Origin of the sequence: Streptomyces sp. NRRL F-2580, assembly GCF_000720115.1 — a bacterium.
Classification (GTDB): Bacteria; Actinomycetota; Actinomycetes; order Streptomycetales; family Streptomycetaceae; genus Streptomyces.
The window spans coordinates 292,992-316,653 of record NZ_JOIR01000001.1 but is presented as its reverse complement, the minus strand read 5'-3'; the positions used below and the strand labels follow the sequence as shown (position 1 = coordinate 316,653).

General features: G+C 73.5%; 19 protein-coding genes. 11 read left to right on the top strand and 8 right to left on the bottom strand.

The genetic code is table 11. The annotated features are described in order from the left end of the window. Positions 1 to 517: 517 nt before the first annotated feature. Both IF88_RS0101665 and ptsP read left to right on the top strand, forming a co-directional pair. A complete protein-coding gene (locus IF88_RS0101665; protein ID WP_030706660.1) occupies positions 518 to 967 on the top strand; it encodes a PTS sugar transporter subunit IIA in 450 nt (149 codons plus the stop codon). Positions 968 to 1,045: 78 nt separating this feature from the next. Further along, positions 1,046 to 2,716 (top strand): phosphoenolpyruvate--protein phosphotransferase, encoded by a 1,671-nt coding sequence (ptsP, locus tag IF88_RS0101660; RefSeq protein ID WP_030706659.1) that lies wholly within the window; start codon positions 1,046 to 1,048, stop codon positions 2,714 to 2,716. A gap of 60 nt (positions 2,717 to 2,776) precedes the next feature. Here ptsP and IF88_RS0101655 read toward each other — a convergent pair whose 3' ends face one another. Both IF88_RS0101655 and IF88_RS0101650 read right to left on the bottom strand, forming a co-directional pair. Beyond that, positions 2,777 to 3,682: a hypothetical protein gene (locus tag IF88_RS0101655; protein ID WP_078892635.1), complete on the bottom strand. Its 906-nt coding sequence runs from the start codon at positions 3,680 to 3,682 to the stop codon at positions 2,777 to 2,779. 69 nt (positions 3,683 to 3,751) lie between these two features. Further along, positions 3,752 to 5,728 carry an acetoacetate--CoA ligase gene (locus IF88_RS0101650; protein WP_030706655.1) on the bottom strand — a complete coding sequence of 659 codons (1,977 nt, stop codon included), beginning with the start codon at positions 5,726 to 5,728 and terminating at the stop codon, positions 3,752 to 3,754. 244 nt (positions 5,729 to 5,972) lie between these two features. On the opposite strand from IF88_RS0101650, the gene IF88_RS0101645 reads away from it, so the two are divergent. The 4 genes from IF88_RS0101645 to IF88_RS0101630 all read left to right on the top strand — a co-directional run bounded on the left by IF88_RS0101645 (position 5,973) and on the right by IF88_RS0101630 (position 10,026). Further along, positions 5,973 to 8,615: a TIM-barrel domain-containing protein gene (locus IF88_RS0101645; RefSeq protein ID WP_030706654.1), complete on the top strand. Its 2,643-nt coding sequence runs from the start codon at positions 5,973 to 5,975 to the stop codon at positions 8,613 to 8,615. A 134-nt stretch (positions 8,616 to 8,749) separates the two neighbouring features. After that, positions 8,750 to 9,223: an SRPBCC domain-containing protein gene (locus IF88_RS0101640; RefSeq protein WP_030706652.1), complete on the top strand. Its 474-nt coding sequence runs from the start codon at positions 8,750 to 8,752 to the stop codon at positions 9,221 to 9,223. Further along, positions 9,220 to 9,564, top strand: coding sequence for an ArsR/SmtB family transcription factor (locus IF88_RS0101635; RefSeq protein WP_030706648.1), 345 nt, complete (start codon positions 9,220 to 9,222; stop codon positions 9,562 to 9,564). The genes IF88_RS0101640 and IF88_RS0101635 overlap by 4 nt, the downstream gene beginning before the upstream one ends. Before the next feature lie 24 nt (positions 9,565 to 9,588). Then, positions 9,589 to 10,026: an SRPBCC family protein gene (locus IF88_RS0101630; protein WP_030706646.1), complete on the top strand. Its 438-nt coding sequence runs from the start codon at positions 9,589 to 9,591 to the stop codon at positions 10,024 to 10,026. A gap of 103 nt (positions 10,027 to 10,129) precedes the next feature. Here the strand turns inward: IF88_RS0101630 and IF88_RS0101625 are convergent, their stop codons facing one another. Beyond that, positions 10,130 to 10,639: an NUDIX domain-containing protein gene (locus IF88_RS0101625; RefSeq protein WP_051836268.1), complete on the bottom strand. Its 510-nt coding sequence runs from the start codon at positions 10,637 to 10,639 to the stop codon at positions 10,130 to 10,132. Between the two features lie 29 nt (positions 10,640 to 10,668). Between IF88_RS0101625 and IF88_RS0101620 the strand changes: the two genes are divergently transcribed. From IF88_RS0101620 to IF88_RS0101605, 4 genes are read left to right on the top strand one after another with little or no spacing between them, the layout of a single operon-like run. Next, positions 10,669 to 11,373 carry a M15 family metallopeptidase gene (locus IF88_RS0101620; RefSeq protein WP_234323412.1) on the top strand — a complete coding sequence of 235 codons (705 nt, stop codon included), beginning with the start codon at positions 10,669 to 10,671 and terminating at the stop codon, positions 11,371 to 11,373. Between the two features lie 13 nt (positions 11,374 to 11,386). Further along, positions 11,387 to 11,755, top strand: coding sequence for a DUF962 domain-containing protein (locus tag IF88_RS0101615; RefSeq protein ID WP_051836264.1), 369 nt, complete (start codon positions 11,387 to 11,389; stop codon positions 11,753 to 11,755). Positions 11,756 to 11,787: 32 nt separating this feature from the next. Continuing rightward, positions 11,788 to 12,243: a Zn-ribbon domain-containing OB-fold protein gene (locus tag IF88_RS0101610; protein WP_030706640.1), complete on the top strand. Its 456-nt coding sequence runs from the start codon at positions 11,788 to 11,790 to the stop codon at positions 12,241 to 12,243. Further along, a complete protein-coding gene (locus tag IF88_RS0101605) occupies positions 12,240 to 13,433 on the top strand; it encodes a lipid-transfer protein (RefSeq protein ID WP_030706638.1) in 1,194 nt (397 codons plus the stop codon). The genes IF88_RS0101610 and IF88_RS0101605 overlap by 4 nt, the downstream gene beginning before the upstream one ends. 219 nt (positions 13,434 to 13,652) lie before the next feature. On the opposite strand, the gene IF88_RS0101600 is transcribed toward IF88_RS0101605, so the two are convergent. Genes IF88_RS0101600 through IF88_RS0101585 form a run of 4 tightly spaced genes read right to left on the bottom strand, consistent with a single transcriptional unit; the run spans position 13,653 to position 17,997 of the window. Further along, a complete protein-coding gene (locus IF88_RS0101600; RefSeq protein WP_030706636.1) occupies positions 13,653 to 14,279 on the bottom strand; it encodes a GTP-binding protein in 627 nt (208 codons plus the stop codon). Further along, positions 14,260 to 14,730, bottom strand: a complete 471-nt coding sequence (locus tag IF88_RS0101595) for a DUF742 domain-containing protein (protein WP_234323411.1) — start codon at positions 14,728 to 14,730, stop codon at positions 14,260 to 14,262. The genes IF88_RS0101600 and IF88_RS0101595 overlap by 20 nt, the downstream gene beginning before the upstream one ends. Before the next feature lie 10 nt (positions 14,731 to 14,740). Continuing rightward, positions 14,741 to 15,178 (bottom strand): roadblock/LC7 domain-containing protein, encoded by a 438-nt coding sequence (locus IF88_RS0101590; protein WP_030016314.1) that lies wholly within the window; start codon positions 15,176 to 15,178, stop codon positions 14,741 to 14,743. Then, positions 15,175 to 17,997 carry a nitrate- and nitrite sensing domain-containing protein gene (locus tag IF88_RS0101585; RefSeq protein WP_030706634.1) on the bottom strand — a complete coding sequence of 941 codons (2,823 nt, stop codon included), beginning with the start codon at positions 17,995 to 17,997 and terminating at the stop codon, positions 15,175 to 15,177. The genes IF88_RS0101590 and IF88_RS0101585 overlap by 4 nt, the downstream gene beginning before the upstream one ends. A 387-nt stretch (positions 17,998 to 18,384) precedes the next feature. Between IF88_RS0101585 and IF88_RS0101580 the strand changes: the two genes are divergently transcribed. Further along, the gene (locus tag IF88_RS0101580; RefSeq protein WP_051836262.1) at positions 18,385 to 18,834 is read left to right on the top strand and encodes a hypothetical protein; all 450 of its coding nucleotides are present in this window, start codon (positions 18,385 to 18,387) and stop codon (positions 18,832 to 18,834) included. A 62-nt stretch (positions 18,835 to 18,896) separates the two neighbouring features. Here IF88_RS0101580 and IF88_RS0101575 read toward each other — a convergent pair whose 3' ends face one another. After that, positions 18,897 to 23,642 (bottom strand): hypothetical protein, encoded by a 4,746-nt coding sequence (locus IF88_RS0101575; protein ID WP_030706630.1) that lies wholly within the window; start codon positions 23,640 to 23,642, stop codon positions 18,897 to 18,899. Between the last annotated feature and the right edge of the window lie 20 nt (positions 23,643 to 23,662).

Here is a 23,662-nt window from a genome sequence, read left to right as displayed (position 1 = left end):
GCTTCCTTTGTACTCACCCTCGCGGGCTTTCCTCCGGGCTTTCGTTCTGTGTTCTTGCGTTTCCGACTCTATCAGACTCTTTCGTGTCCGACTTCCTCGATGCTTCCAGTTCCTGCGCTTTCACGCTTTCCCTTTCCGGCGATTCCGACTCTATCAGCGATTTCCCGGCCCCTTGACCACTCGCCGTATTACCGAAAAGGCATACGAAAAGACGGAAGGGGGCTCAAGATCGTTGATGAAGGAGGAGTCCCGTCCATCTGCCGTTCGCGAGAAGTTCACACGAGGCGTCCTGGCGGGAGTGACGACAGTACAGGCCCCATGGTGCCCAAGCAAATCGATTCAGGCGTATGGTCTAGTCCACCGGTCTAGTCCACTAGTCTCCGTGCCGAAGGACCAGCCCGGATCGGGACCAACTTCGGGCGAACCCGAACATCAAGTGACATATCCTTCAGACGAGTACGCCGTTCGCAACAGGCAGTGACGGCGACACGATGAGCCCCACCCCTGGGAGGCCCCCATGACCAGCGTGACGTCCCCACTTGCCGGGATCGCCATCGGACTCGCGGCAGTGCCGGATCCGGTGTTCTCCGGCGCGATGGTGGGACCGGGCACCGCCATTGATCCCGTGCGCGAGCCCTCGGAGGCGGTGGCTCCCGTAGACGGTGTGGTCGTCTCCCTGCACCCGCACGCGTACGTAGTGGTCGACGGCGAGGGCCACGGTGTACTCACGCACCTCGGGATCGACACGGTTCAGCTCAACGGCGAGGGCTTCGAGCTGCTCGTGAACAAGGGCGACACCGTGACCCGCGGCCAGGCCGTCATCCGCTGGAACCCCGCCGCTGTCGAGGCCGCCGGCAAGTCGCCCATCTGCCCCGTCGTGGCGCTCGAGGCGACGGCCGAATCCCTCTCCGACGTCGTCGACTCCGGCGACGTGAAGGCTGACGACGCTCTCTTCAGCTGGCAGTGACCTCCCGCCCGGAACGGGCGAGTGAGTCGGACATCCACCGCGGCGGCTCGGCCCGCCGCTCAATCGGAGACGGGTGAAATGGAGACAACGCTGCGAGGCGTCGGCGTGAGCCACGGGGTGGCGATCGGCGAGGTGCGGCACATGGGCACGGCGGTTCTCGAGCCGCCGGCCAAGCAGATCACCGCGGACGAGGCGGAGCGCGAGCAGGGGCGCGCCCGTCAGGCGGTGAGTGCCGTGGCGGCCGATCTGATCGCGCGTGGCCAGCTGGCCGGTGGCGAGGCCCAGCACGTGCTCGAGGCCCAGGCGATGATCGCCGAGGACCCCGAGCTGATGGCGGACGTCGACCGGCGGATCGCCGTCGGCAGCACGGCCGAGCGGGGCGTGTACGACGCCTTCGCCTCCTACCGCGATCTGCTCGCGGGGGCCGGCGAGTACATGGCCGGCCGGGTGGCCGACCTGGACGACGTACGGAACCGCATCGTGGCGCGGCTGCTCGGTGTGCCGATGCCGGGTGTGCCCGACAGCGACGAGCCGTACGTGCTGATCGCGCGGGACCTGGCTCCCGCCGACACGGCGCTGCTGGACCCGGCGCTCGTCCTCGGTTTCGTGACCGAGGAGGGCGGGCCTACCAGTCACAGCGCGATCCTCGCGCGGGCGCTGGGCGTGCCGGCGATCGTGGCGCTGCCGGGTGCCGGTGAGATCGCCGAGGGCACGGTGATCGCCGTCGACGGCAGCACCGGTGACCTGTTCGTCGAGCCCACCTCCGCGAAGAAGGCCGAGCTGGCGGCTGCTGCCGCCGAGCGCAAGGCGGCTCTTGCCGCCTCGTCGGGTCCGGGTGCGACGTCCGACGGTCACAAGGTGCCGCTGCTGGCCAATGTCGGCGGTCCCGCCGACGTGCCGGCGGCCGTCGAGGCGGGCGCGGAGGGTGTGGGTCTGTTCCGCACCGAGTTCCTCTTCCTGGACGACAGCAAGAAGGCGCCGTCCGAGGAGAAGCAGATCGAGTCCTACCGCAAGGTGCTCGAGGCGTTTCCCGAGGGTCGTGTCGTCGTGCGGGTGCTGGACGCCGGCGCCGACAAGCCGCTGGACTTCCTGACCCCGGCCGACGAGCCGAACCCGGCGCTGGGCGTTCGCGGGCTGCGCTCGCTGCTGGACCACCCGGACGTGCTGCGTACGCAGCTCACCGCGCTGGCGAAGGCGGCCGAGGGGCTGCCGGTCTACCTCGAGGTCATGGCCCCGATGGTCGCCGACCGCACCGACGCCAGGGCTTTCGCGGACGCCTGCCGCGAGGCGGGCCTCAAGGCGAAGTTCGGCGCGATGGTGGAGATCCCCTCCGCCGCGCTCCGGGCGCGCTCGATCCTGCAGGAGGTCGAGTTCCTGTCGCTGGGCACGAACGACCTCGCGCAGTACGCCTTCGCCGCCGACCGTCAGGTCGGAGCGGTGTCGCGGCTGCAGGACCCGTGGCAGCCGGCGCTGCTCGACCTCATCTCCATGTCGGCCGAGGCCGCCAGGGCCGAGGGCAAGAGCTGCGGTGTCTGCGGTGAGGCCGCCGCGGATCCGCTGCTGGCCTGTGTGCTGACGGGTCTGGGTGTCACCTCCCTGTCGATGGGTGCCGCGTCGATTCCTTATGTGCGGGCGACGCTCGCCAAGTACACGCTCGCCCAGTGCGAGCGTGCCGCGGCGGCCGCCCGGGCGGCGGACAGCGCCGAGGAGGCGCGCGTGGCCGCGCAGGCGGTGCTCTCCGGCGAGTAGCCGGGCGGGGTGCGGTGTGGATCGAGGGGCCTTCGCCGGTGGCGAGGGCCCCTCGGTCGTTCAGTGGTGCGGGCCGGGGGCGTCGACCTCGTAACCCGGGCAGTATTCGACCCCGGATTCCGGGGCGACGGGCTCCCCCGTGTCGGCGTCGGTGCAGTAGGCGTTGAAGACGGCCGCGGCCGAGAGTGCGGTGAGGCGGCCGCGGTCCAGGCGCCAGCCGTGGACCCGCTCGCGGTGGCCTTCGGTGGTGCTCCGCACGACCAGTCCCCCGGGTCCGCCCAGGGCGAGCCCGGCGGCGAGGACCGTCACGAAGTCGAGGCTTTCGCGGCCCCCGATGCGCGGTGGGGTGTCCGGATCCCCGGTGGTGTCGGCGTGGAGGACGGCGACGAGTTGTTCCGCCTCGGTCGGGATGCTGCAGACGAAGTGGTGGTGGCCGGGTCCGGCGCCGGCCACGAGGCGTTTGAGCGCGTCGGTGGCGCGGTCGAAGGAGGCGTGGCCGATGTCCTCGCCGCAGTCCGCGCAGCGGCCGATTCCGGCGAGGAGGGTGGTGGCGTACTCCCAGGTGGCCTGGCGGACCGCCTCGTCGACGAGGAGCGGGACGATCTCGTCGACGGGCTGACCGGTGTAGGGCAGGACGGCGCTGCCGCCGGCCAGTTCCGCGGTGAAGCGGGTGCGGGTCTCGGCCGTGTCGGGATCGAGGCCGTGTTCCCCGCAGTACTCGGCGTACGCGTCGGGGTCGAAGAGGGCGACGGTGGTGTGGATGCCCCGGGCCGCGAGGGACCGGAGCAGGCCGTCGACGTGGCGGAGGTACTCGGCGTAGTCGGCGGGGTGGTCGAACGTGAAGCTGCGGTAGCCGCACATGGCCGCGAAGTCCCCGGCGTCGGCCAGCAGGCCGAGGGTGCTGGGGACCTCGCGGCGCAGCGTGCGGCGCTTGTCCGTGTCGTGGTCGTTCTTGCGCGGTGGCATGGCTCCCCCTGAGTGATGCGATCTTCTGCTCACTCAGAGTAATCACCGCCACTGACAGTGACGGTTGCCTCAGCCGCGGGTGCGGGCCAGCTCCTCGTAGAAGTGGAGGAGGTCGAGGTTGTCCACGGAGCCCGGGTTGACCGCCTTGGCCAGGGGTGCGCCCTGGAGGAGCCGCTTGACCGGCACCTCGATGCGCTTGCCCGTGAGGGTGTGCGGGATGCCCGGGACCTCGATGATCTCGTCGGGGACGTGGCGCGGGGAGAGTTCCTCGCGGATCGTCGCCTTGATCCGGGCGCGCAGGTCCTCGTCGAGGGTGGCGCCGGGGGCGAGGTGGACGAAGAGCGGCATCCAGTAGCCGCCGTTCGCCTCCTCCAGGCCGATGACCAGGGACTCCTTGATCTCGGGGAGCCGCTCGACGGCTTCGTAGATGTCGGCGGAGCCCATCCGGACGCCCTGGCGGTTGAGGGTGGAGTCGGAGCGGCCGTGGATGATCACCGAGCCGTGGTCGGTGATCGTGATCCAGTCCCCGTGGCGCCAGACCCCCGGGAACATCTCGAAGTAGCTGTCGCGGTAGCGGCTGCCGTCGGGGTCGTTCCAGAAGTGGATCGGCATGGACGGCATGGGGTTGGTGACGACGAGCTCGCCGACCTCGCCGATGACGGGCTTGCCGGACGGGTCCCAGGACTGCAGGTCGGTGCCGAGGCAGGCGGCCTGGAGCTCGCCGATGTGGACGGGGAGGGTGGGCACCGCGCCGGCGAAGCAGCTGCAGACGTCCGTGCCGCCGCTGACGGAGGCGATCCAGAGGTCCCCCGCGACCTCGTCGTGGAGCCACCGGAAACCGTCGGGCGGGAGCGGGGAGCCGGTGGTGGCCACGCACTTCACGGCGGAGAGGTCGAAGTCGCGCCCCGGGTGGACCTCGGCCTTGCGGCAGGCCATGACGTAGGCGGCGGAGGTGCCGTAGAGGGTGGCCTTCGTCCGCTCGGCGATGCGCCACTGGGCGCCCGTGTCGGGGTAGCCGGGGCTGCCGTCGTAGAGGACGACCGTCGTACCGGTGAGCAGTCCGGAGACGAGGAAGTTCCACATCATCCAGCCGGTGGAGGTGTACCAGAAGAACCGGTCCTCCGGCCCGAGGTCGCAGTGCAGGCCGAGCTGCTTGAGGTGTTCGAGGAGGATGCCGCCCTGGGACTGGACGATGGCCTTGGGCAGGCCCGTCGTACCGGAGGAGTAGAGGACCCAGAGGGGGTGGTCGAAGGGGACCGCCTCGAAGACGGGCTTCGTGTCCGCGGCGGTGAGGGCGGGCCAGTCGAGGGCGCCGTCGGGGGCGGGCGTGCCGAGGAGCGGGATGTGGACGACGGCGCGCAGGGAGGGGAGCTCGGCGCGGAGTTCGGCGACGGTGTCGCGGCGGTCGTGCTCCTTGCCGCCGTAGCGGTAGCCGTCGACGGTGAACAGGACGACCGGCTCGACCTGCTGGAAGCGGTCGAGGACGCTGCGGGCGCCGAAGTCGGGGGCGCAGGAGGTCCAGACGCCGCCGACGGCGGCGGTGGCGAGGAGGGCGACGGTGGCCTCGGGGATGTTGGGGAGGTAGCCGCTGACGCGGTCACCGGGGCGTACGCCGAGGGCGCGCAGTTCGGCGGCGAGCGAGCCGACCTGGCGGCGGAGCCCGGCCCAGGTGACCGGGGTGACCTCGTGGGTCTCGTCCACGTACAGCAGCGCCGGATCGTCGGCGCGGGCCGGGTCCTCGGCGGCGCGCAGGGCGTGCTCGGCGTAGTTGAGGGTGGCTCCGGTGAACCAGCGGGCGCCGGGCATGGAGCGGTCGGCGAGGACGGACTCGTACGGGGTGGTGAAGCGGACGTCGAACCATTCGGCGACGGCCTGCCAGAAGGTGTCGAGCTCGTCGACGGACCAGCGGTGCAGGGCGGGGTAGCCGCCGTCGGCGGGGGCTCCGAAGCGGGTCGCGGCCCAGGCCTGGAAGGCGGTGATGCGGGCCGCGGCGATCCGGTCGGGGCCCGGCGCCCAGAGGGGTTCCGGCTGCGTGGCTGAGGTCATGGGTCGGCTCCCGGTCAAGTCTGCGGCTCGCGCTTCGTGTGCGTACGGTGCCATCGCCCGGTGGGTGTCCGCGCAACGGCTCACAGGGACGATGCCATGTGATCGACATCCGCACCAGAGTCGTCATCGCCGCTCACGGGGTCTGCGGTATGTGGGCCGCCGCTGGTCGCGGGCGGTCGCCCGGCGGGTGAACGACAGTTGAACGCAGCCCCTTCGGCCGGGCGCCGGTGGCAGGGTGATCTCCATGGACGGTCGTGATCTGGTGCGTGCGGTGAAGGACATCGGTTCGGAGCGCGGGCGGCGCGCCTGGCGCGCGGCGTGGCGCCACCGGCGCGCGGACGCGGTGGGGCTCCCGCGCCGGGGCGCGGAGCGGGCGCGCGTGCCGGGGCTGCTGACCGGTACGGAGCCCCGCCCGGGCGGGGGTGTGCTGCGGTTCGCGCGCTCGGAGCTGCTGGTACGGGTCACGGTGGGCGGCGCGGTGTTCTGGGGCTGGGACGGGGCCGGGCCGACGCCCTCGTACGCGGTGGTGGGCGACGGGCCGGAGCCGGATCCGCGTGCGGTGCTGGAGCCGGACACCGGGGGCGGCTGGCGGGTGGTGTCGGAGCGGGCGACGGTGGCGGTGTCCCGGCACGGGGCGGTGGAGGTGCGCACCCCGGGCGGGACGGTGCTGCGGCGGGAGGCGCCGCCGCGGTGGTGGGAGACGGTTCCCCTCGCCGGGGAGGCCGCGGTGGGGGCCGGATCCGGCTCGGGCGGGACGCACCCGGCGGGGGATGCGGACGGGGCCGGCGGGCCGGGGTCGTCCTCTGGTGAAAGCGGGACCGGCTCCGGCGGGGCCGGGGCGTTCTCCCGCGGGCAGGTGCCGGAAACCGGTGAGAGCTGGGTGGGATCCGGTACGGCTTCCCGTGGCCTGGGGAGGGCGTCCGGCGGCCGCGGGAGCGGGGTCGGCGGGGCGGGGGCGGGCTCTGGGGAGAGCGGGGCCGGGCCCGGCGCGGTGGGTGCTGGTGGGGGGCGGTGGGTGCAGCGCAGTGAGGTGGCGGCCGACGCGCGGTTCTTCGGGCTGGGCGGGCGGGCCGCGGGGCCGCGGCTGCGGGACGGGGCGTACCGGCTGTGGAACACCGACCCGAAGGGGGGCTTCGGGCCGGGCACCGATCCGCTGTACCTCACGATGCCGGTGCAGATGGTGGTCGCGGACGCGGGCACGCACCTGGTGTTCCACGACAACTCCTGGGACGGGCGGGTGGTGCTGCGGGAGGGCGAGGAGGGCGCGGGCTCGGGCGCGGACCGACCCGGGTCGAGCGAACTGCGCATGGAGGGCGGGCCGCTGCGGTGCTGGGTGCTGGTGGGGACGCCGGCGCGGGTGCTGCAGGGCTGGTCGGGGCTGACGGGCGCGGCCGCGGTGCCGCCGGAGTGGGCGCTGGGGTACCAGCACGCGCGGTGGGGCTTCGGGAGCGGGGCGGAGGTACGGCGGGTGGTCGAGGCGTACGCGTCGCGCGGGCTCGCACTGTCGGCCGTACACCTGGACATCGACCACTACGACGGGCACCGGGTGTTCACGGTGGACGAGGAGGCCTTCCCCGATCTGCCCGGGTTGGCGCGGGAGTTGCGGGATCAGGGGGTGCGGCTGGTCTCGATCGTGGATCCGGCGGTGAAGACGGGGGACGCGGTGCACGCGTCGGGGCTCGCAGTGGGGGCGGAGGGCGCCTTCGTGCGGGACGCGCGGGGCGCGGAGGTGCGCGGTGAGGTGTGGCCGGGCGAGTGCGCGTACCCGGACTTCACGGATCCGGCGGTACGGGAGTGGTGGGGCGGCCTGTACGAGGAACGGCTCGCGCGGGGCTTCGCCGGTTTCTGGCACGACATGAACGAGCCGGTGTCGTTCGCGCCGTTCGGGGACGCCACGCTGCCGCGGTCGGCGCGGCACGCGATGGACGGGGCCGGCGGCGACCACCGCGAGGGGCACAACGTGTACGCGCTGGGGATGGCGCGGGCGGGGTGGGAGGGGCTGGTGCGGCTGCGGCCGGCCGAGCGGCCCTTCCTGTTCTCCCGGTCGGGCTGGGCGGGCATGCAGCGGTACGGGGGCACCTGGTCGGGCGATGTGGAATCCAGCTGGGAGGGGCTGCGGTCCTCGTTGGCACTGGTGTTGGGGCTCGGCTTGTGCGGGGTGCCGTACTCGGGCCCGGACGTGGGCGGCTTCGGCGGTTCGCCGTCGCCCGAGTTGTACGTGCGGTGGCTGCAACTGGGTGCGTACCTGCCGCTGTTCCGCACCCACTCGGCGATCTGGGCGGGGCGGCGGGAGCCGTGGGCGTTCGGGCCCGAGGTGGAGCGGCAGGCGGCGGAGGTGATGGCGGAGCGGGAGCGGCTGCGGCCGTACTTCGTGACGCTGGCGCACCTGGCGCGGCGGACGGGTGCCCCGTACGTACGGCCGCTGTGGTGGGGGGCGACGGAGGACCGGCGGCTGCGGGACTGCGAGGACGCGTTCCTGCTGGGTGACGCGCTGCTGGTCGCCCCGGTGCTGGAGTGCGGGGCGGACCGGCGGGCGGTACGGCTGCCACGGGGCCGGTGGTACGACACCGCCACCGGGGCGGCGTACGAGGGCCCGGGGCAGATCCTGCTGGACGCCCCGCAGGGGCGGATCCCGGTGCTGGCCCGGGCGGGGTCCCTGCTGCCGGTCCGCTCCGCGGGGGGTGACGGTGACGGTGACGGGGTGGCCTTGGAGGCCTGGGCGCCGGCGCGGGGGCGTACGGGTGGTGGGGTGGTGATCCGGGACCCGGGGCCGGGGTTCGAGGCGGGCGTGGTCGAGCGGTACACCGTGCGGTGGGCGGGGGATGCGGTGGTGGTGGAGGACGAGGCGGGGAACCGGGTGGAGGGGGTCACCGTACGGGGCCTGTAGGCGCACGGAACCGGTAGCCGTACGGCCCGGGGCGTCGAAGTCGCCGCCGACCGATACGCAACCATCGGTTGCATATTGGTCGGCGGTGGACTAGCTTTATATGCAACCGAAGGTTGCGAAAGAGGGAGACGGCCATGGAGCACGGGAGCATCGAGCGCGAGCTGCACATCGACGCCTCGCCCGAGGTGGTGTTCGAGGTGCTCAGCAGCCCCGAGCACATCCGGGACTGGTGGAGCGCCGAGACCACCGCGTTCGAGCCGGCCGCAGGCGCGACGGCCCGTCTCACGTGGACGGATCAGGACACCGGACGGCGCCAGTCCGCGCCGTTCACGGTCGTCGAGGCCGACCCGCCACGGATGTTCTCGTTCCGGTGGACCTACGACGAGACGGAGACGGAGGCGGCGGGTCCGGGCAACTCGCTGCTGGTGACCTTCGAGCTCGCCCCCGCGGGGACGGGAACCACGGTCCGCTTCCGCGAGAGCGGCTTCCGCGAGCGGGGCTGGGAGGCAGCCGTGCTCGAAGCCCACTACGACGACCACCGGCAGGGCTGGGACTTCTACCTGCCGCGCCTGGTCGCGACCGCCGACCGGCTGGCGGCAACGCGATGAGCACCGCCGTCGACGACGACCTCTGGTCCGCGATAGGCGACCCGACCCGGCGCCGCATGATCGACCTCCTGCTGGCCGACGGCCAGGGGACCGCGACGACGCTCAGCGCGCACCTGCCGGTGACCCGGCAGGCCGTGACCAAGCACCTGGCCGTGCTCGACCGGGTGGGACTCGTACGGTCCGCGTCGGCGGGACGGGAGAAGCGCTACCAGGTGGACGAGGCCCAGCTGGCCCGGGCCGTGGCGCAGCTGAACTCGGTCGGCGAGATCTGGGACGCCCGCCTGCGGCGCGTCAAGAGCCTCGCCGAGGCGATCCAACGGGCCAAGGACGCAGAGAAGTGACACGGAGGAAGTGAGGAGAGCGAGATGGTGGACATCCTGCACCGGGTAGGCATCACCGCGACCCCGGAGAAGGTCTACGAGGCGCTCACCACGGTCGAGGGTCTGGCCGCGTGGTGGACGACCGACACGAGCGGCACCGGCGACGGCGCCCTGGAGTTCCGGTTCGGCGACCTCGGCGGCTTCGACATGAAGGTGCTCGACCTGCGGCCGAACGCACGGGTGCTGTGGGAGGTGGTCGACGGTCCGGCCGAGTGGGTCGGGACCACGGTCAGCTTCGAGCTGACCCAGGACGGCGAGTGGACGATCCTCCTGTTCGCGCACGCGGGCTGGCGCGAACCCGTCGAGTTCATGAACCACTGCAGCACCAAGTGGGCGATCTTCCTGATGAGCCTGAAGGCCCTGCTGGAGACGGGCTCCGGCGCGCCGCACCCGCGCGACGTGCAGATCGGCAACTGGCACTGACGCCGCCACCGTTGCGGGGCCGCCCGAGCCCGATGCCCGAAAGCCGGACCGGCTTTCGGGCATCGGGCTCAGGGCCTCGGGCATCGGGCTCCGGGCATCGGGCTCAGACGTACTTGCCCGCGAACCAGGCGTTCGCCGCCTCGGTGTGGAGGGGGAAGGCCAGCGGGGACGGGGCGCGGAGGACGTGCCAGCCCGTGGTCTCGTCCGTCGGCTTCGAGGCGGGGAGGTCGGCGGCGGGGCGGGGCGGGAGGAGGCCGAAGAGGAGGAGGTGGCCCGCCGGGGAACTCAGGGCGTCGGCCAGGGTGACCTCGGAGGCGGGGGCCGCGATGCCGGTCTCCTCGCGGAGTTCGCGGACGACCGCGTCGCGCCAGTCCTCGCCGAAGTCGATGAAGCCGCCGGGCAGGGCGATGCCGCCGAGAGCCGGTTCGATGGTGCGGGTGATGACCACGAGGCCGGTGCCGTCAGCATCCTCGACGGGCAGGAGGGTGACCGCCACCGGGAGCGGGTTGCGGTAGGCGGTCGCCCCGCAGGCGGTGCAGGTGCGGGGCCACGCGGGGGTGGAGTACGGCGCTCCGCAGGTGGAGCAGTGCGAGTCCTTCAGCTGTGCCGGCATCCGGCGATGGTATGCCAAGGGGTATGCGGATGACGGCTGTTGTGGGTGTGCTCGCGGTGCTGGCCGGCGGGGCGGCGGCGCCCTCCGAACCCGGGTCCGGTTCCGGCCCCGGGTTCGTGGCGCTGCGCGAGGTCGATCCGAGTGTCCGGCAGGACATGCGGTACGCCGGTGCGCGGAATTTCACCGGCGGGGTGGTGGACGGGTACGAGGAGCCGGTGTGCCTGCTGGCCCGGCCCGCCGCCGAGGCGCTGCGGCGCGCGCAGCGGGGGCTGCTGCGGCGCGGCTACGCGCTACGGGTGTACGACTGCTACCGGCCGCAGCGGGCGGTGGACCGGTTCGTGCGGTGGGCGCGGAAGGCGGACGGCCCGGAGGACCTGGCACGGAAGGCGGAGTTCTACCCGCACGTGGAGCGGAGCCGGCTGATTCCGGAGGGGTACATCGCGGAGCGGTCCGGGCACAGCCGCGGGAGCACCCTCGACGTGACCCTGGAGGAACTCTCGGGCCGGGAGGTCGGCATGGGGACGGCCTTCGACTTCTTCGATCCGCTCTCGCACACCGACGACCCGCGGATCACGGGCGCCGCCCGTGCCAACCGGCAGTTGCTGAAGGGGGCGCTGGCCGAGCAGGGGTTCGTGAACCTTCCCGAGGAGTGGTGGCACTTCACGTACAAGCCGGAGGCTTATCCGGACACGTATTTCGATTTCCCCGTCTCTGTCGCCGCCGTGCGGCCCTGAGTACCGTGCCCGCATGACTTTCAGCTCGTACGAGGAATTCTGGCCGTACTACGTCGCGATGCACTCCCGGGCCGCCACCCGCTGGATCCACCTCACCGGCACGCTCACCGGTCTGGCCGTGACCGCCTACGGGCTGGCGCGCGGCCGCAAGCGCTACCTCGCCGCGCTCCCCCTGATCGGGTACGGGACCGCCTGGCCGGCGCACTTCCTGATCGAGGGGAACAACCCGGCCACCTTCGGCAATCCGGGATGGTCGCTGCGCGGGGACGCTCAGATGATCCGGATGATGCTGGCCGGGCGGGACGCGGAGCTGGGCGAGATCGCCCGGAAGTGGCTCGCCGAGAACCCGTGCCAGGGGTGTCCGCCCGTGACAGACTTCTGACGATCCGTCAGACATCTGGCTTGGGAGGGATCTTGGCACGCACACGCACACCCGTCGTGGACGGGTGGTTCACCGAGGACGGTCCGGACGGCGGCTTCCGGCTGCTCGGCACCCGGTGCTCGGCCTGCACCGCGGTGTTCTTCCCGCGCGAGGACGCGTACTGCCGCAATCCGCACTGCCCGGGCGGCGGTGAGCTCATCGAGGTGCCGCTGTCCCCGCGGGGCCGGGTCTGGTCCTACACCGACGGTCGCTACCGGCCGCCGGCGCCCTACGTGTCCGACCCGGACGCGCCCTGGGAGCCGTACACGCTGGTCGCGGTGGAGCTGGAGGCCGAGGGGATGGTCGTGCTGGGGCAGGCGGTGCCCGGGGTGGGGGTCGCCGATCTGGCGGTCGGGGCGGAGGTCGAGGTGGTGGGCGGCGTACTGAACGAGGACGCCGGCACCGTCTGGACCACCTGGCGGTTCAAGCCGGTGGGAGGGACGGCATGAGCGTCGCCGACATCGCCGTCCTCGGCGCCGGCATGCACCCCTGGGGGAAATGGGGCCGCAGCTTCGTCGAATACGGCCGGACCGCCGCGCGGGCGGCGCTCGCGGACGCCGGACTGGACTGGACGGACGTGCAGTCGATCGTCGGCGCCGACACCGTGCGCTCCGGATATCCGGGCTACGTGGCCGGTGCGACCTTCGCGCAGGCGCTGGGCTGGCAGGGCGCCCGGGTGACCAGCGTGTACGCGGCCTGCGCCTCCGGGGCGCAGGCGATCGGCGCGGCCCGTGCGCAGATCCTGGCGGGCCTGGCCGACGTGGTCCTCGTGGTGGGTGCGGACGCGGCGCCCAAGGGGTTCTTCGCGCCGGCGGGCGGCGACCGGCCGGACGATCCGGACTGGCTGCGGTTCCGCGTGCTGGGCGCCACCAACCCCGCGTACTTCGCGCTGTACGCCCGGCGCCGGATGGCCGTCCACGGGGACACCCCGGAGGACTTCGCCCTGGTCAAGGTGAAGAACGCGGCGGCCGGGGCACTCAACCCGTACGCCCGCTACCGCAAGGGCGTGAGCGCCGAGGAGGTCGCGGCCTCGGCGGTGGTCGCCGATCCGCTCCGGCTGCTCGACATCTGCGCCACCTCCGACGGGGGTGCGGCGCTGGTGTTGAGCAGCATGGAGTTCGCGCGCTCGCGCGGGGTGGCCGATCCGGTGCGGATCCGGGCGGTGTCCACAGTGACGCCCACCTATCCGCGGACGGTGCTGGACCTGCCGGACATCGCCACCGACTCGGTGGTGGCCGTGGATCCGGCGGCCGGCTCCTTCCGGTCCTCGATCGCGCGTGCCGCGTACGAGGAGGCGGGGCTCGGGCCGGGCGAGCTGTCGCTCGCCGAGGTGTACGACCTGTCCACCGCCCTCGAACTGGAGTGGTACGAGGACATCGGGCTGTGCGCGCAGGGCGAGGGGGCGAAGCTCGTCCGGGAGGGGGCGACCGCGCTGGGCGGCCGGATCCCGGTCAACACCAGTGGCGGACTGGCCTCCTTCGGGGAGGCGGTGCCGGCACAGGCCATCGCGCAGGTGTGCGAGCTGACGTGGCAGTTGCGCGGGACGGCCGGGGACCGGCAGGTGCCGGGGGCACGGGCCGGGATCACGGCCAATCAGGGGCTGTTCGGGCACGGGTCGGCCGTCGTCGCCGTGCGCTGAACAGCTCGTGTTGTCCGAACGCTTGACGGCCCCCTGCGGCAGGTTCACACTCGCTCCACGGTCCCGCGCCGCGACCGGGACCCCGAACCCCCCGTGAGAGCTGCGGCCCGTACCCCAGTCGGCGGGGGTACGGGTCGCCTCCATGTCGGGCCCGTCGTACGGGCACCGCTCGCGGGCCCTCGTACGGGCCCCCGCGGGGGCCCTCGTACGGGCCGCCCGTCAGGCCCCTGCCGAGAGGCTCCGGCGCCGCTCGCGCGCCAGGGACATCGCGTGTTCCACGACCCCCACCAGTACGTCCTTCACGGACTCCCGGTCGCGTGCGTCGCACAGCAGCACCGGTACCCCGGGGTCGAGGTCGAGTGCCGTCCGTACGGTCACCACGGGGTGCCGGTCGGCGCCGTCGAAGCAGTTGACCGCGACCACGAACGGGATCCCGCGCCGCTCGAAGTAGTCGACGGCCGCGAAGCAGTCGGCGAGGCGGCGGGTGTCGGCGAGGACCACGGCGCCGAGCGCGCCCTGGGCCAGCTCGTCCCACAGGAACCAGAAGCGGTCCTGCCCGGGCGTGCCGAACAGGTACAGCACCAGGTCCTCGCGGAGCGTGATGCGCCCGAAGTCCATGGCCACGGTGGTGGTGCTCTTGCCCTCCACTCCCCCGGTGTCGTCGACACCGACGCCCGGCTCGGAGAGCCGTTCCTCGGTGCGCAGCGGTCTGATCTCGCTGACCGCACTGACCAGGGTGGTCTTGCCCACCCCGAAGCCGCCCGCGACCAGGATCTTCAAGGTCAGCGGTTCGACCGGCGACACCGCGTGCATGGCACCGGTGCGGCTAAAGCGCCCGAAGGCCATCGATCACCTCACGCAGAATGGATTCATCGGGCAGTTCGGCCGGTGGTACCGGCCTGGTCACGTGGACCAGTTCCTCGTCGACCAGGTCGCCGATCAGGACGCGTACGACCCCGACCGCGAGGTCGAGGTCGGCCGCGAGTTCGGCGACCGACTGAGGTCGGCCCCGGCACAGCCCGAGGATGTGGGCGTGTTCCGGGGAGAGGGTCATGTCCCAGACCGGATCGTCGGCCGCCGCTTCGGCGACGACGAGCGCGATCAGGTCAAGGCGGTGCTGACCCGCGTGGCTGGTCCGGCCGCGGGTCATGGCGTACGGGCGTACGACGGGACCCGCGTCGTCGTCGAACCAGTGCGCGTGGTCGGCGCCGTCGGCCGACGGGTCGACGGGGAAGCCGAAGCCGGCGGCGATGTCGGTGTCTGTGTCGGTGGAGTGGTCCTGGCCTGAATCGCTCATGCCGTACGACTCACCCTCCGGCTGGCAGCCCGGTGCGCGGGGCGGTCGCCAGGTGGTCGCCCACTCGCTTGACCATCAGCGTCATCTCGTACGCGACCTGCCCGACGTCGGAGTCGGCGTCGGCCAGCACGGCCAGGCAGCTGCCGTCGCCCGCGGCCATGACGAAGAGGAAGGCCTCGTCGAGTTCGACCACGGTCTGGCGGACCCGGCCGGAGTCGAAGTGCCGGCCCACGCCCTTGGCCAGGCTGTGGAAACCGGAGGCCACGGCCGCCAGGTGCTCGCTGTCCTCACGGGTCAGGTCCTTGGAGCTGCCGGTGGGCAGGCCGTCGCCGGAGAGGACCACCGCCTTGCGGATGGAGCCGACCCGGTCGACGAGCTCGTCGAGGAGCCAGTTGAGCGGGCCGGAGCCGCGGCCCCTGGTGTCGTTGCCGGTCTGCGGTGCGGTCATCGACCGTCCCCTTCGTTCTCGTATCCGGGACCGCCGGCGGCGGAGGTGCCTGCCTCGGTCTCGGACTGCTGCGGTGCGTGCTGGTTGCGGCCCGCCGTCCAGCCACGCTGGAGTGCGGACATGCGCGTACGTACGTCTTCCGCGTCGCGGTCGGCCCCCTGGTCAGTGGCGGCTTCGGCGGGTGCGGCGGACGGGGACTTCTTGAGCTGGGGTGCCAGGCTGGCCTGGCGGACCCGGCGGGGAAGCCCGCCGGTGCCCGGGCCGGGTGCGGGGTCCGTGTCACCGGATCCGGCCGCGGAGGCGGGGGTGGGCTGCGGCACCACCGACACCGGACGCTCCACCCGGCGGCCGTGCTCGGCCACCAGGGTCGGCGTGGGGCGGCGGCGCGGCAGCGGTACGGCTCCCGCGGGGCGGGGGCCGTCGGATCGCGAGGCCTCCACGCGCTGGGTCTCCAGCCGGACGGGGCCGGTGGGAGCGAGCGATTCGCGGTCGCGGTCGCCCTTGCGGGCGCCGTTGCGTTCGGTGTGCCGGTCCGTGTGCGGCCGCTCGGCCGGGCGCAGGCCCAGCAGGGCGCTGCGGGGGGTGCCGTTCGGCGGCGTCTCGTCGTCGAGGGTGGCCATGACGGGGCGGCCGGCGGCGGGGCGGCCCGCGATCCCGGCCGCGGTGTCGTCCAGCGCGGCGGGGTCGTCGAGGCCGTCCAGCGGGTCCAGACCGTCCAGGCCGCGGCCCACGAGCGGGGCCTCCAGCTCGACCGGGCCGCGCAGTTCGGCGACGGGCAGCGGGCGGCCGGAAGCGGCGCGCTCCACCGCGACCGGCACGGGCCGCTCGGACGGGGTCCGGCCAACCGGCGTGGGCCCGCCGGCCCGTACGGACTTGGCGGCCGCGCGGGGGCCGTCGAGGCGCACGCCGTTGCCATTGGTCTCGGGGGCCTCGGTGAGCAGTGCCACGGGGAGGAAGACCACAGCGGTGGTACCCCCGTACGGGCTGGGCTGGAGGACGACCTTGACGCTGTGGCGCTGGGCGAGGCGGCTGACGACGAACAGGCCGAGGCGGTCGGTGTCGGAGAGTTCGAACTCGGGGGTCTCGGCGAGCCGGAGGTTCGCGTCGAGCAGCGCCTCCGGTGTCATGCCGAGGCCGCGGTCGTGGATCTCCAGGGTGAAACCGTTCGCCACGCGCTCGCCGTGCACTTGGACCGCGGTGTGCGGCGGTGAGAACACCGTGGCGTTCTCAAGGAGTTCGGCGATGAGGTGGGTGATGTCGGCGACGGCGGGACCGACGATGCCCAGGCGGGTGAGCCGGCGCACCTCGATGCGCTCGTAGTCCTCGACCTCGGCGACGGCCGCCCGTACGACGTCCATCAGCTGGACGGGCTTGCGCCACTGGCGGGAGGGCGCGGCGCCGGAGAGGATCACCAGGCCCTCGGCGTGGCGGCGCATGCGGGTGGTCATGTGGTCGAGGCGGAAGAGGTCGGCGAGCTCCTCGGTGTCCTCGGTGCGGCGTTCCATGGTGTCGAGGAGCGTCAGCTGGCGGTGGAGCAGCACCTGGTTGCGGCGGGCCAGGTTGACGAACACCTCGGAGACGCCGCGGCGCAGGTCGGCCTGCTTGACGGCGGCCTCGACGGCGGCGCGCTGGAGGGTGTTGAGGGCCTGGCCGACCTGGCCGACCTCGTCCTTCTCGTATTCGAGGTGGGGCGCCTCGGTCTCCACGTCCACCGGCTCGCCGGCGGCGAGGCGGCGCATCACGCTGGGCAGCCGGACGCCGGAGGCCTCGTGGGCCTCCTTGCGCAGCCGGGACAGGTCGCGGACCAGGTCGCGGCCGATGCGTACGGAGAGGATCAGGGACACGATCAGGGCGAGGAAGCCGAGGATGCCGGCCGCGGCGGCCTGGACCATGACGTCCCTGGCGACGGGCTCGATGCGCTCCTGGTAGCGGTCACCGGCGGCGGTGTTCATGGCCGCCAGGTCGTCCAGGACCTTGGCCGAGGCCTCGTCCCACTGGGCGACGGTGACGCTGCGCGGCTTGTTGACCGCGCCGCCGGCTATGAAGCGCTCCTCGGCGTCGCGCAGGGGCTTGGTCTCGGGGTCGTTCCAGTACCGCTCGAACCGCTCCCGGTCGTCGGCGGGGAGGGTCACGAGGTTGAACTCGTAGAGCAGCGTGCGGTTGGCGGCGAAGTCGGAGACGTGGCGCACGTCGGGTGCGGTGACGTTGCGCGCGGCGAGGGCGGAGGCGACGACGGCGTCCTCGCGGGAGAGGAGTTCGCGGGCGCGGCTGATGCCGACGAGGGCGCGGCCTTCCTTGTCGACCTCGACGTTGTCGAGGCCGTGGAGGTTCATGAGGAAGTCGTAGCAGGGGTCGACGAGCCGGTTGTACAGCTCCAGGGCCTGGGTGGGGTCCAGGGCGTTCTGGTCGACGGAGCGGCGCATGGAGCCGATGCCCTGGAAGGCCGAGACGATCGAGCGCAGGCGCTGGGCGCTCTGCGAGCTCAGCTCGTCGATGACCTTGGGGTCGCGGGCGCTGACGCTGATCGCCTCGACGGCCTCGTCGGTCTCGGCGCGACGCCTGGTGAGTTCGGCCGTGGCGGTGGCGGCCCGGGGGTCGCCGAGGACGACGAGGGTCTGGCGCCGTTCCTTCTGGATGACGCGGGCCACGTCCTCGATCGGGTAGCCGACCTTGTCGATGACGTAGGCCACGTCGAACAGTTGGATCGCTTCACGGCCGGTGATGACCGTGGCGAAGCCCCAGAGCGCGGTCAGGGAGACGAGCGGCACAAGGAGCAACGCCACGATCTTCCGGCGGATGGACTTCCCGCGAAAGCGCATGGCCTCCCCAGCCTCCCCCAGGTCAACCCCGTTACCGGGGGTCGGTGTTCCGTCATTTAAACGGCGTGAGCCTACTACTGCTCTGGAGCAGGTTCGAAGGCGTGTCCGGACGTTTTCGGCCCGACCCCTGTACGAAGATCACCAGTTGTCCGACACTTCCGGTCAACCGCGGCCCGATATGTGGCAGATGACACTTGGTGGGGCGTCAATTCCCGCAACCTGATGGATGGCTGGAATTGTTCGTTCCGCGATCATCGCGGGGCCGTGGAGATTTCCACGATCCGGGAATCTCCCGGCGCCGTCGGACGTCTGTCAGTTCGAGAGCCGCGTCGGGGGTAGACGTGGTGAGTAGACAAGGCGGACCGCGGCGTGGGGAGGGAGCGGACCATGTGGAATGACGAGGCCGGCGGGGCGGGTTCGGGCGCGTACGCAGGGGTGGCGGGACAGGGGCTGTGGGTGGAGGAGCCGGCCCGCCGGCTCCGGATGCCCGATCCGGTGCGGACCTCCGCGGTGCGGGCGGTGGTGATCGTGGCGGTGACCCTGACCCAGGCGACGATCACGTTCTTCCTGACCCTGACCGGGTCCTGGCTGGCCCTGCCGATGGCGCTCTGCGCGATCGCGGGGACGATCGTGGCCACGTGGGGCGTGCTGGACGTGTGGATCACCCGGCAGACGTGGAACCAGCGGTACGGGGTCCTCTCGGAGCCGAGCAGCACCGCGCGCCGGCGCCGCCGCGAGGCCCACAGGGCGGCCCGCAGGGCGCGCGAGGCCGCCCCGGGCCGAATACCCCGCGAGGACGGCCACCTGGCCGCCTCCGGGCCGTACGTCACGCGCTGACGCCCGACCTGCCGCCACTCGCCTGCGGCGGGCAGGGCGGGGCCGGCGTCACCTGCCGTGCGTCAGGAAGGGGCGCCGCTGCGGCGGAACATGCGGGTGGCCGTGATCTCGCCGTGGATGGTCTCCTCCTCCGGGGACTGCTGCGGCAGGCCCGGACGGAGGTGTTCCTCGACGCTGATGTACTTCAGACCCGCCCGCAGGTCCGCGTCGTTGCGCAGCCGGATCACCAACGGGAACTCGGCGAGCGCCGTGGTGTCGAACAGACCCGTCGTGTAGAGCAGTTGGACGCCGAGCGCGTCGGAGACGGCCCGCTGGAGCTCCAGCAGGTACGTGGCGTTCGCGCGGCCGATCGGGTTGTCGAGGAACAGCGTGCCCGCGTGCCGGTGCTTGTCGCGGCCCCGGTCGTTGCTGCGCAGCGCCGCCATCGTGCAGTAGAGGGCGATCGCGGCGGTCAGCAGCTGCCCGCCGGAGAACACGTCTCCCATCTGGCCGACGGGGACGCGTTCGGCGCGCAGCACCGCGTCCGGCTTGAGGATCTCCACGGAGATGCCCTTGGGTTCGAGCGCTGCCTGGACGCCCCGCAGCAGCAGGGACATGCCGTCGCGGCGGCCCTCGCCGAAGGAGGCCGTGCTGTTCTTCTTCACGGCCGCGCGGGTGGCCTCGTCGATGACCTCGCCGAGCCGTTCCGTGAGCGTGGCCTGGTCCGGCTCCTCGAAGCGGATCCGCAGGAACTCCTGGCCCGACCATTCGCCCAGGCCCTCGGGGAGCTGGGAGAGGCGCTGCGCGGAGCGGAGCGTGGCCAGGGCGGACTCGACGAGGCCGCGCAGGCGGTCGACGATGCTGTCGCGGTTGCGCTCCAGCTGCGCCAGCTCGTCGGTGAGGACGCGCAGCCGGGGGGCGAAGGCCGCCGCCCAGGCCGCCGCGTGCTCGGGCAGGGCGGCGGCGGGCAGTTCCCGGATCTGCTGGCGCGCGGGGGTGCGTACCTGTTCGTAGCGGGTGGAATTGGCGTGCCGGACCAGGATGTCGCTCGCCTCGCGCACCGCGGCCTCGGCGGCCGAGAGGTCGGCCGCGCAGCTGCGCAGGGAGCGGCGGGCCTCGGTGGCCGACTGGCGGGCCTCCTCCAGGGTGCCCGGGTGGGGCGCCGGCTCCTGCTCGTCCTCGGCGTGCGTGTGGTCGCGCAGGAGGTCGCGCAGCAGGGCGGCGGTCTCGTCGAAGCCGCCGGCGCCGTCCTCGGCGGTGCGGTGGTCGCGCAGCAGGTCCGCGTGGGCGGCGCGGGCGCTCTCCACGGCCGCGGTGTGGGCGGCGAGCTGGGCGGTGGCCGTACGGAGCAGGGCCTGGGCCTGTTCGACGTTCCCGGGGACCAGTTCCTCGGGCAGTTCGGTGTGCGCCTCGCCCTCGGCGGGGGCGTGCCGCTCGGCCTCGCCGCGCAGCCGGCCGAGCTGTTCGCTGGCCGTGGACGCGCGGGTCTCCAGCATCTGCACGAGGGACTCGGCGCGGGCGGCGGCGGCCTGCCGGGAGGGGCCGTCGGCGCCGTCGGTGCCTTCGAGGAGCTGGGCGGCGCGGGTGCGGACCTTGTTGGTGAGGCGGTCGAGTTCGGCGAGGGCGGCGCTCTCGTCGCTCTCGGCGCGGGCCTGTTCGGCGCGCAGGTCGGCGCCGACGCCCACCTTCTCGTAGAGCTGGGAGGCGGCGCGGTAGGCCTCGCGGAGGTCCGGGAGGGGCGCGCGCGGGCCGTCCCCGTCCGCGTCGGGCAGCTGGTCGGGGGCGCCGGCGATCTCGGCTCGCTCGGCGCGCAGGGCGCGGGCGGTGCGGCGGGCGTCGTCGGCGGCGCGCTGGGCGGCACGGCGGTCCTCGTCGGCGGCGCGGGCGCGGTCCAGGCAGATCTCGGCGCGGGCCTCGGACTCGGCGGCCTCGTCGGCGAGTTCGCGGAGCCTGGCCTGCCAGCCGGCCCGCTCGCGCAGGCGGTAGGCGAGGCCTGCGAGGGCGTCGGCGACGCGGCGGGCGCGCTGGGCGGTGTCCTGGCGCTCCTCGCGGACGCGGGCGGCGTCGGCGGCGGCCTCGTCGGCCTCGGCGCGTACGGTACGGGCCTGCGCGAGCTCGGCGTCGGTCTCCTCAGCGAACGCGCGGGCGGCCGCGGCCTGTTCCGCGAGTTCGGTGAGGCGGCCGGGCGGGCAACCGGTGCGCCAGGAGGCGAGGCGGGCGGCGAGTTCGCGGTCGCCGGAGAGGCGGGCGGCGAGCTCGCGGATCTCGGTGTCGCGGGCGCCGGCCCGCGTGCGCAGCGCTTGGCGCTCCTCGTCGGCGGCGTGCTCGTCGTGCATGGCCGGGTTCGGCGGTACGAGGAACACGGCGGTGTCGGAGTCGGCCGCGGGCGGTACGGGCGCCAGCAGGGCGGCCGCGGTGCCGACGGCGACGGTGGAGCGGGGCAGCAGGGCGGCGCAGGAGAGGACCTCGCGGGCCCGGCTGTGGGTGTCGGGGTCGGTGATGACGACGCCGTCGACGAGTTCGGGGCGGGCCGCGAGGACGGCGGCGTGGTCGGCGGGGTCCACGGACTGGGCGAGGTAGCGCCAGCCGGGGAGGGCCGGGATGCCGTGCTCGCCGAGGTACTCGACGGTGGCGAGGACGTCGGGGCCGGGCGGCAGCAGGCCGCCGTCGCCGAGCGCGCCGAGGATGCGGGAGTCGTCGGCGGCGGCGGTGCGCAGCTCGAACAGCTGGCGTTCGGCCGCGGCGACCCCGTCGGTGAGCAGGGTGCGCAGGTCGTCGGCGTTCCGGTCGAGGTCGGCGACGGTGAGGCCGCCGCCTCCGGCGGTTTCGGGGCGGCCGGCGGGCCCGGCCTGGGCCGGACCGTGCCCGCCGGAGCCGTGCGCCACCTCGGCCGACGCGGCCTGGGCAGCCTGGGCGGCGGATCCCGCGTAGGGGCCGGAGGCGCCGCTCTGCGTGCGCGGGTGGGGAAGGAAGGAGGCAGGAACCGAGGGCAGACCGAGGAGTTCGGCCAGGCGGGGGGAGGCGGCGAGGGAGGCCGCCGCACGGTATTCGGCGTCGTGCGCGGCCTCGGCCGCCTCGGCGGCGTCCGCCGCGCGGGCGGCGGTGAGTTCGGCGCGGGACTCCGCGGCGGCGGCCTCGCGGGCGGCTTCGGCGGCGGCGCGGGCGGCGTCCCGGGCCTCGTCCCAGGCGGCCACCGCGGTCTTCTCGGCGTCGGTGGCGGCGAGGGCCGCGCGCGCCGGGTCGGCGTCGGGGGCGGAGTCGTCGAGCCAGCCGGCCCGGACCGCCTCGGCGGTCTCCTGCTGGACCTCGGCGAGGCGCGAGCGGAGGTGTTCGGCCTCGCTGCGGGCCCGCTGGGCGGCCGTGGCGGCGGCGGTGGCATCGCGGTGGGCGCTCTCGCCGACGGAATGGAGCTCGGCGGAGCGCTCCTCCTCCTCGTCGGCGGCCCGCTCGCCTTGTTCGGCGGCCGTGTGCAGGGCCCGTACGAGGTCGGCGGCAGCCGTGGCGCGCGCGGCGAGCGCGGGGGCGGCGTCCCGCTCGGCCTCCAGGATCGCGGCGGCGACGCGGGCGGAGCGGTCGGCGGCGGCGCGGTGGCGCAGCACGATCTCGGCGGCCTGCCACGCGGAGTGCAGGGTGCGGGCTTCGAGGAGCTCTCGGCGCTGGGCGGCGGCGGCCTTGTCGGCGACGGTCAGGGCCAGCGAGGCGTGCCGGTAGGCGAGTTCGGCGGAGACGGCGGCGCTGCGGGCCCGGGCGGAGTCGGCGGCGGTGACCTGGTGGGCGGCGGCGGTGACCCGCTGGGCGAGGTCGGCGGCGCGGCCGCGTTCCTCGGCGGCGCGGGCGGACAGCCGCCGGGCGAGGGTGCGCGTACGGCGTTCCGCGCCCGCGTGGACGTCGCGCAGCCGGGAGCGGGCCCCCGCGGCCTCGACGATCTTGGTGAGCAGGTCCACCGAGCCGGCGGTGAAGTCGCGTTCGGCCATGAGCTCGGCGCGGCGGCCCAGCTTGTTGCCGAACCCGTGGACGAGGTCGGCGAGGCCGTCGGTGTCACGGGTGTCGGTGACGGCGCGCAGCAGGAGGTCGGTGAAGTCGGAGTCCTTCTTCACCGCGAAGAGGCCGGCCGCCTCGCCCTCGTCGGCGTTCATCTCGCGCTGGTAGCGGAAGAGTTCGGGGTCGAGGCCGAGCTCGGTGAGGTGCTCGTTCCAGCGGTCGTGGATCTCCTCGAAGTACACCTCGAGGTGCGGGTACGCCTTGCCGGCCTCCGTGAGCGCGTCGCGGAAGCCCTTCATCGTGCGGCGGCGGCCCTGGGCGCCGGAGGCGCCCTCGACGGGCGGGCGCACGGCGGTGGCCTCGGCGACGGGCAGGCTGTCGAGGCTCAGACCGGGGCCGGGGCGGAAGGAGTACCAGGCCTCGGCGAACTTGCGCGGGTCGTTGGAGACCTGGCGGCCGCGCCATTCGCTGACCTTGCCCACGACCACGCACTCGCCGGTCTGGGTGTGCTGCCACTCCAGGGCGACGTGGCCGCAGTCGTCGGCGAGCAGGAACTTGCGCAGGACGCCGGAGCTCGCGCCGCCGAGGGTGTTGCGGTGACCGGGGAGCATCACCGAGAAGATCAGCTTGAGGAGGACGGACTTGCCGCCCCCGTTCTCCAGGAAGAGCACGCCGGCGGGCGCGGGGCGGCGCGGCGGACCGGTGGGCTCGTCCTCGAAGAACTCCGCCTGGGCCGGCGCCGGGTGGGGCACCGGCTCGCCGACTCCGCGCAGGTCGAGCACGGTGTCGGCGTAGCGCGCACCGGCGGGCCCGATGGAGTAGAGGCGGATCCGGGACAGCTCGTACATGGCGGCGGACTCTCGTGGTG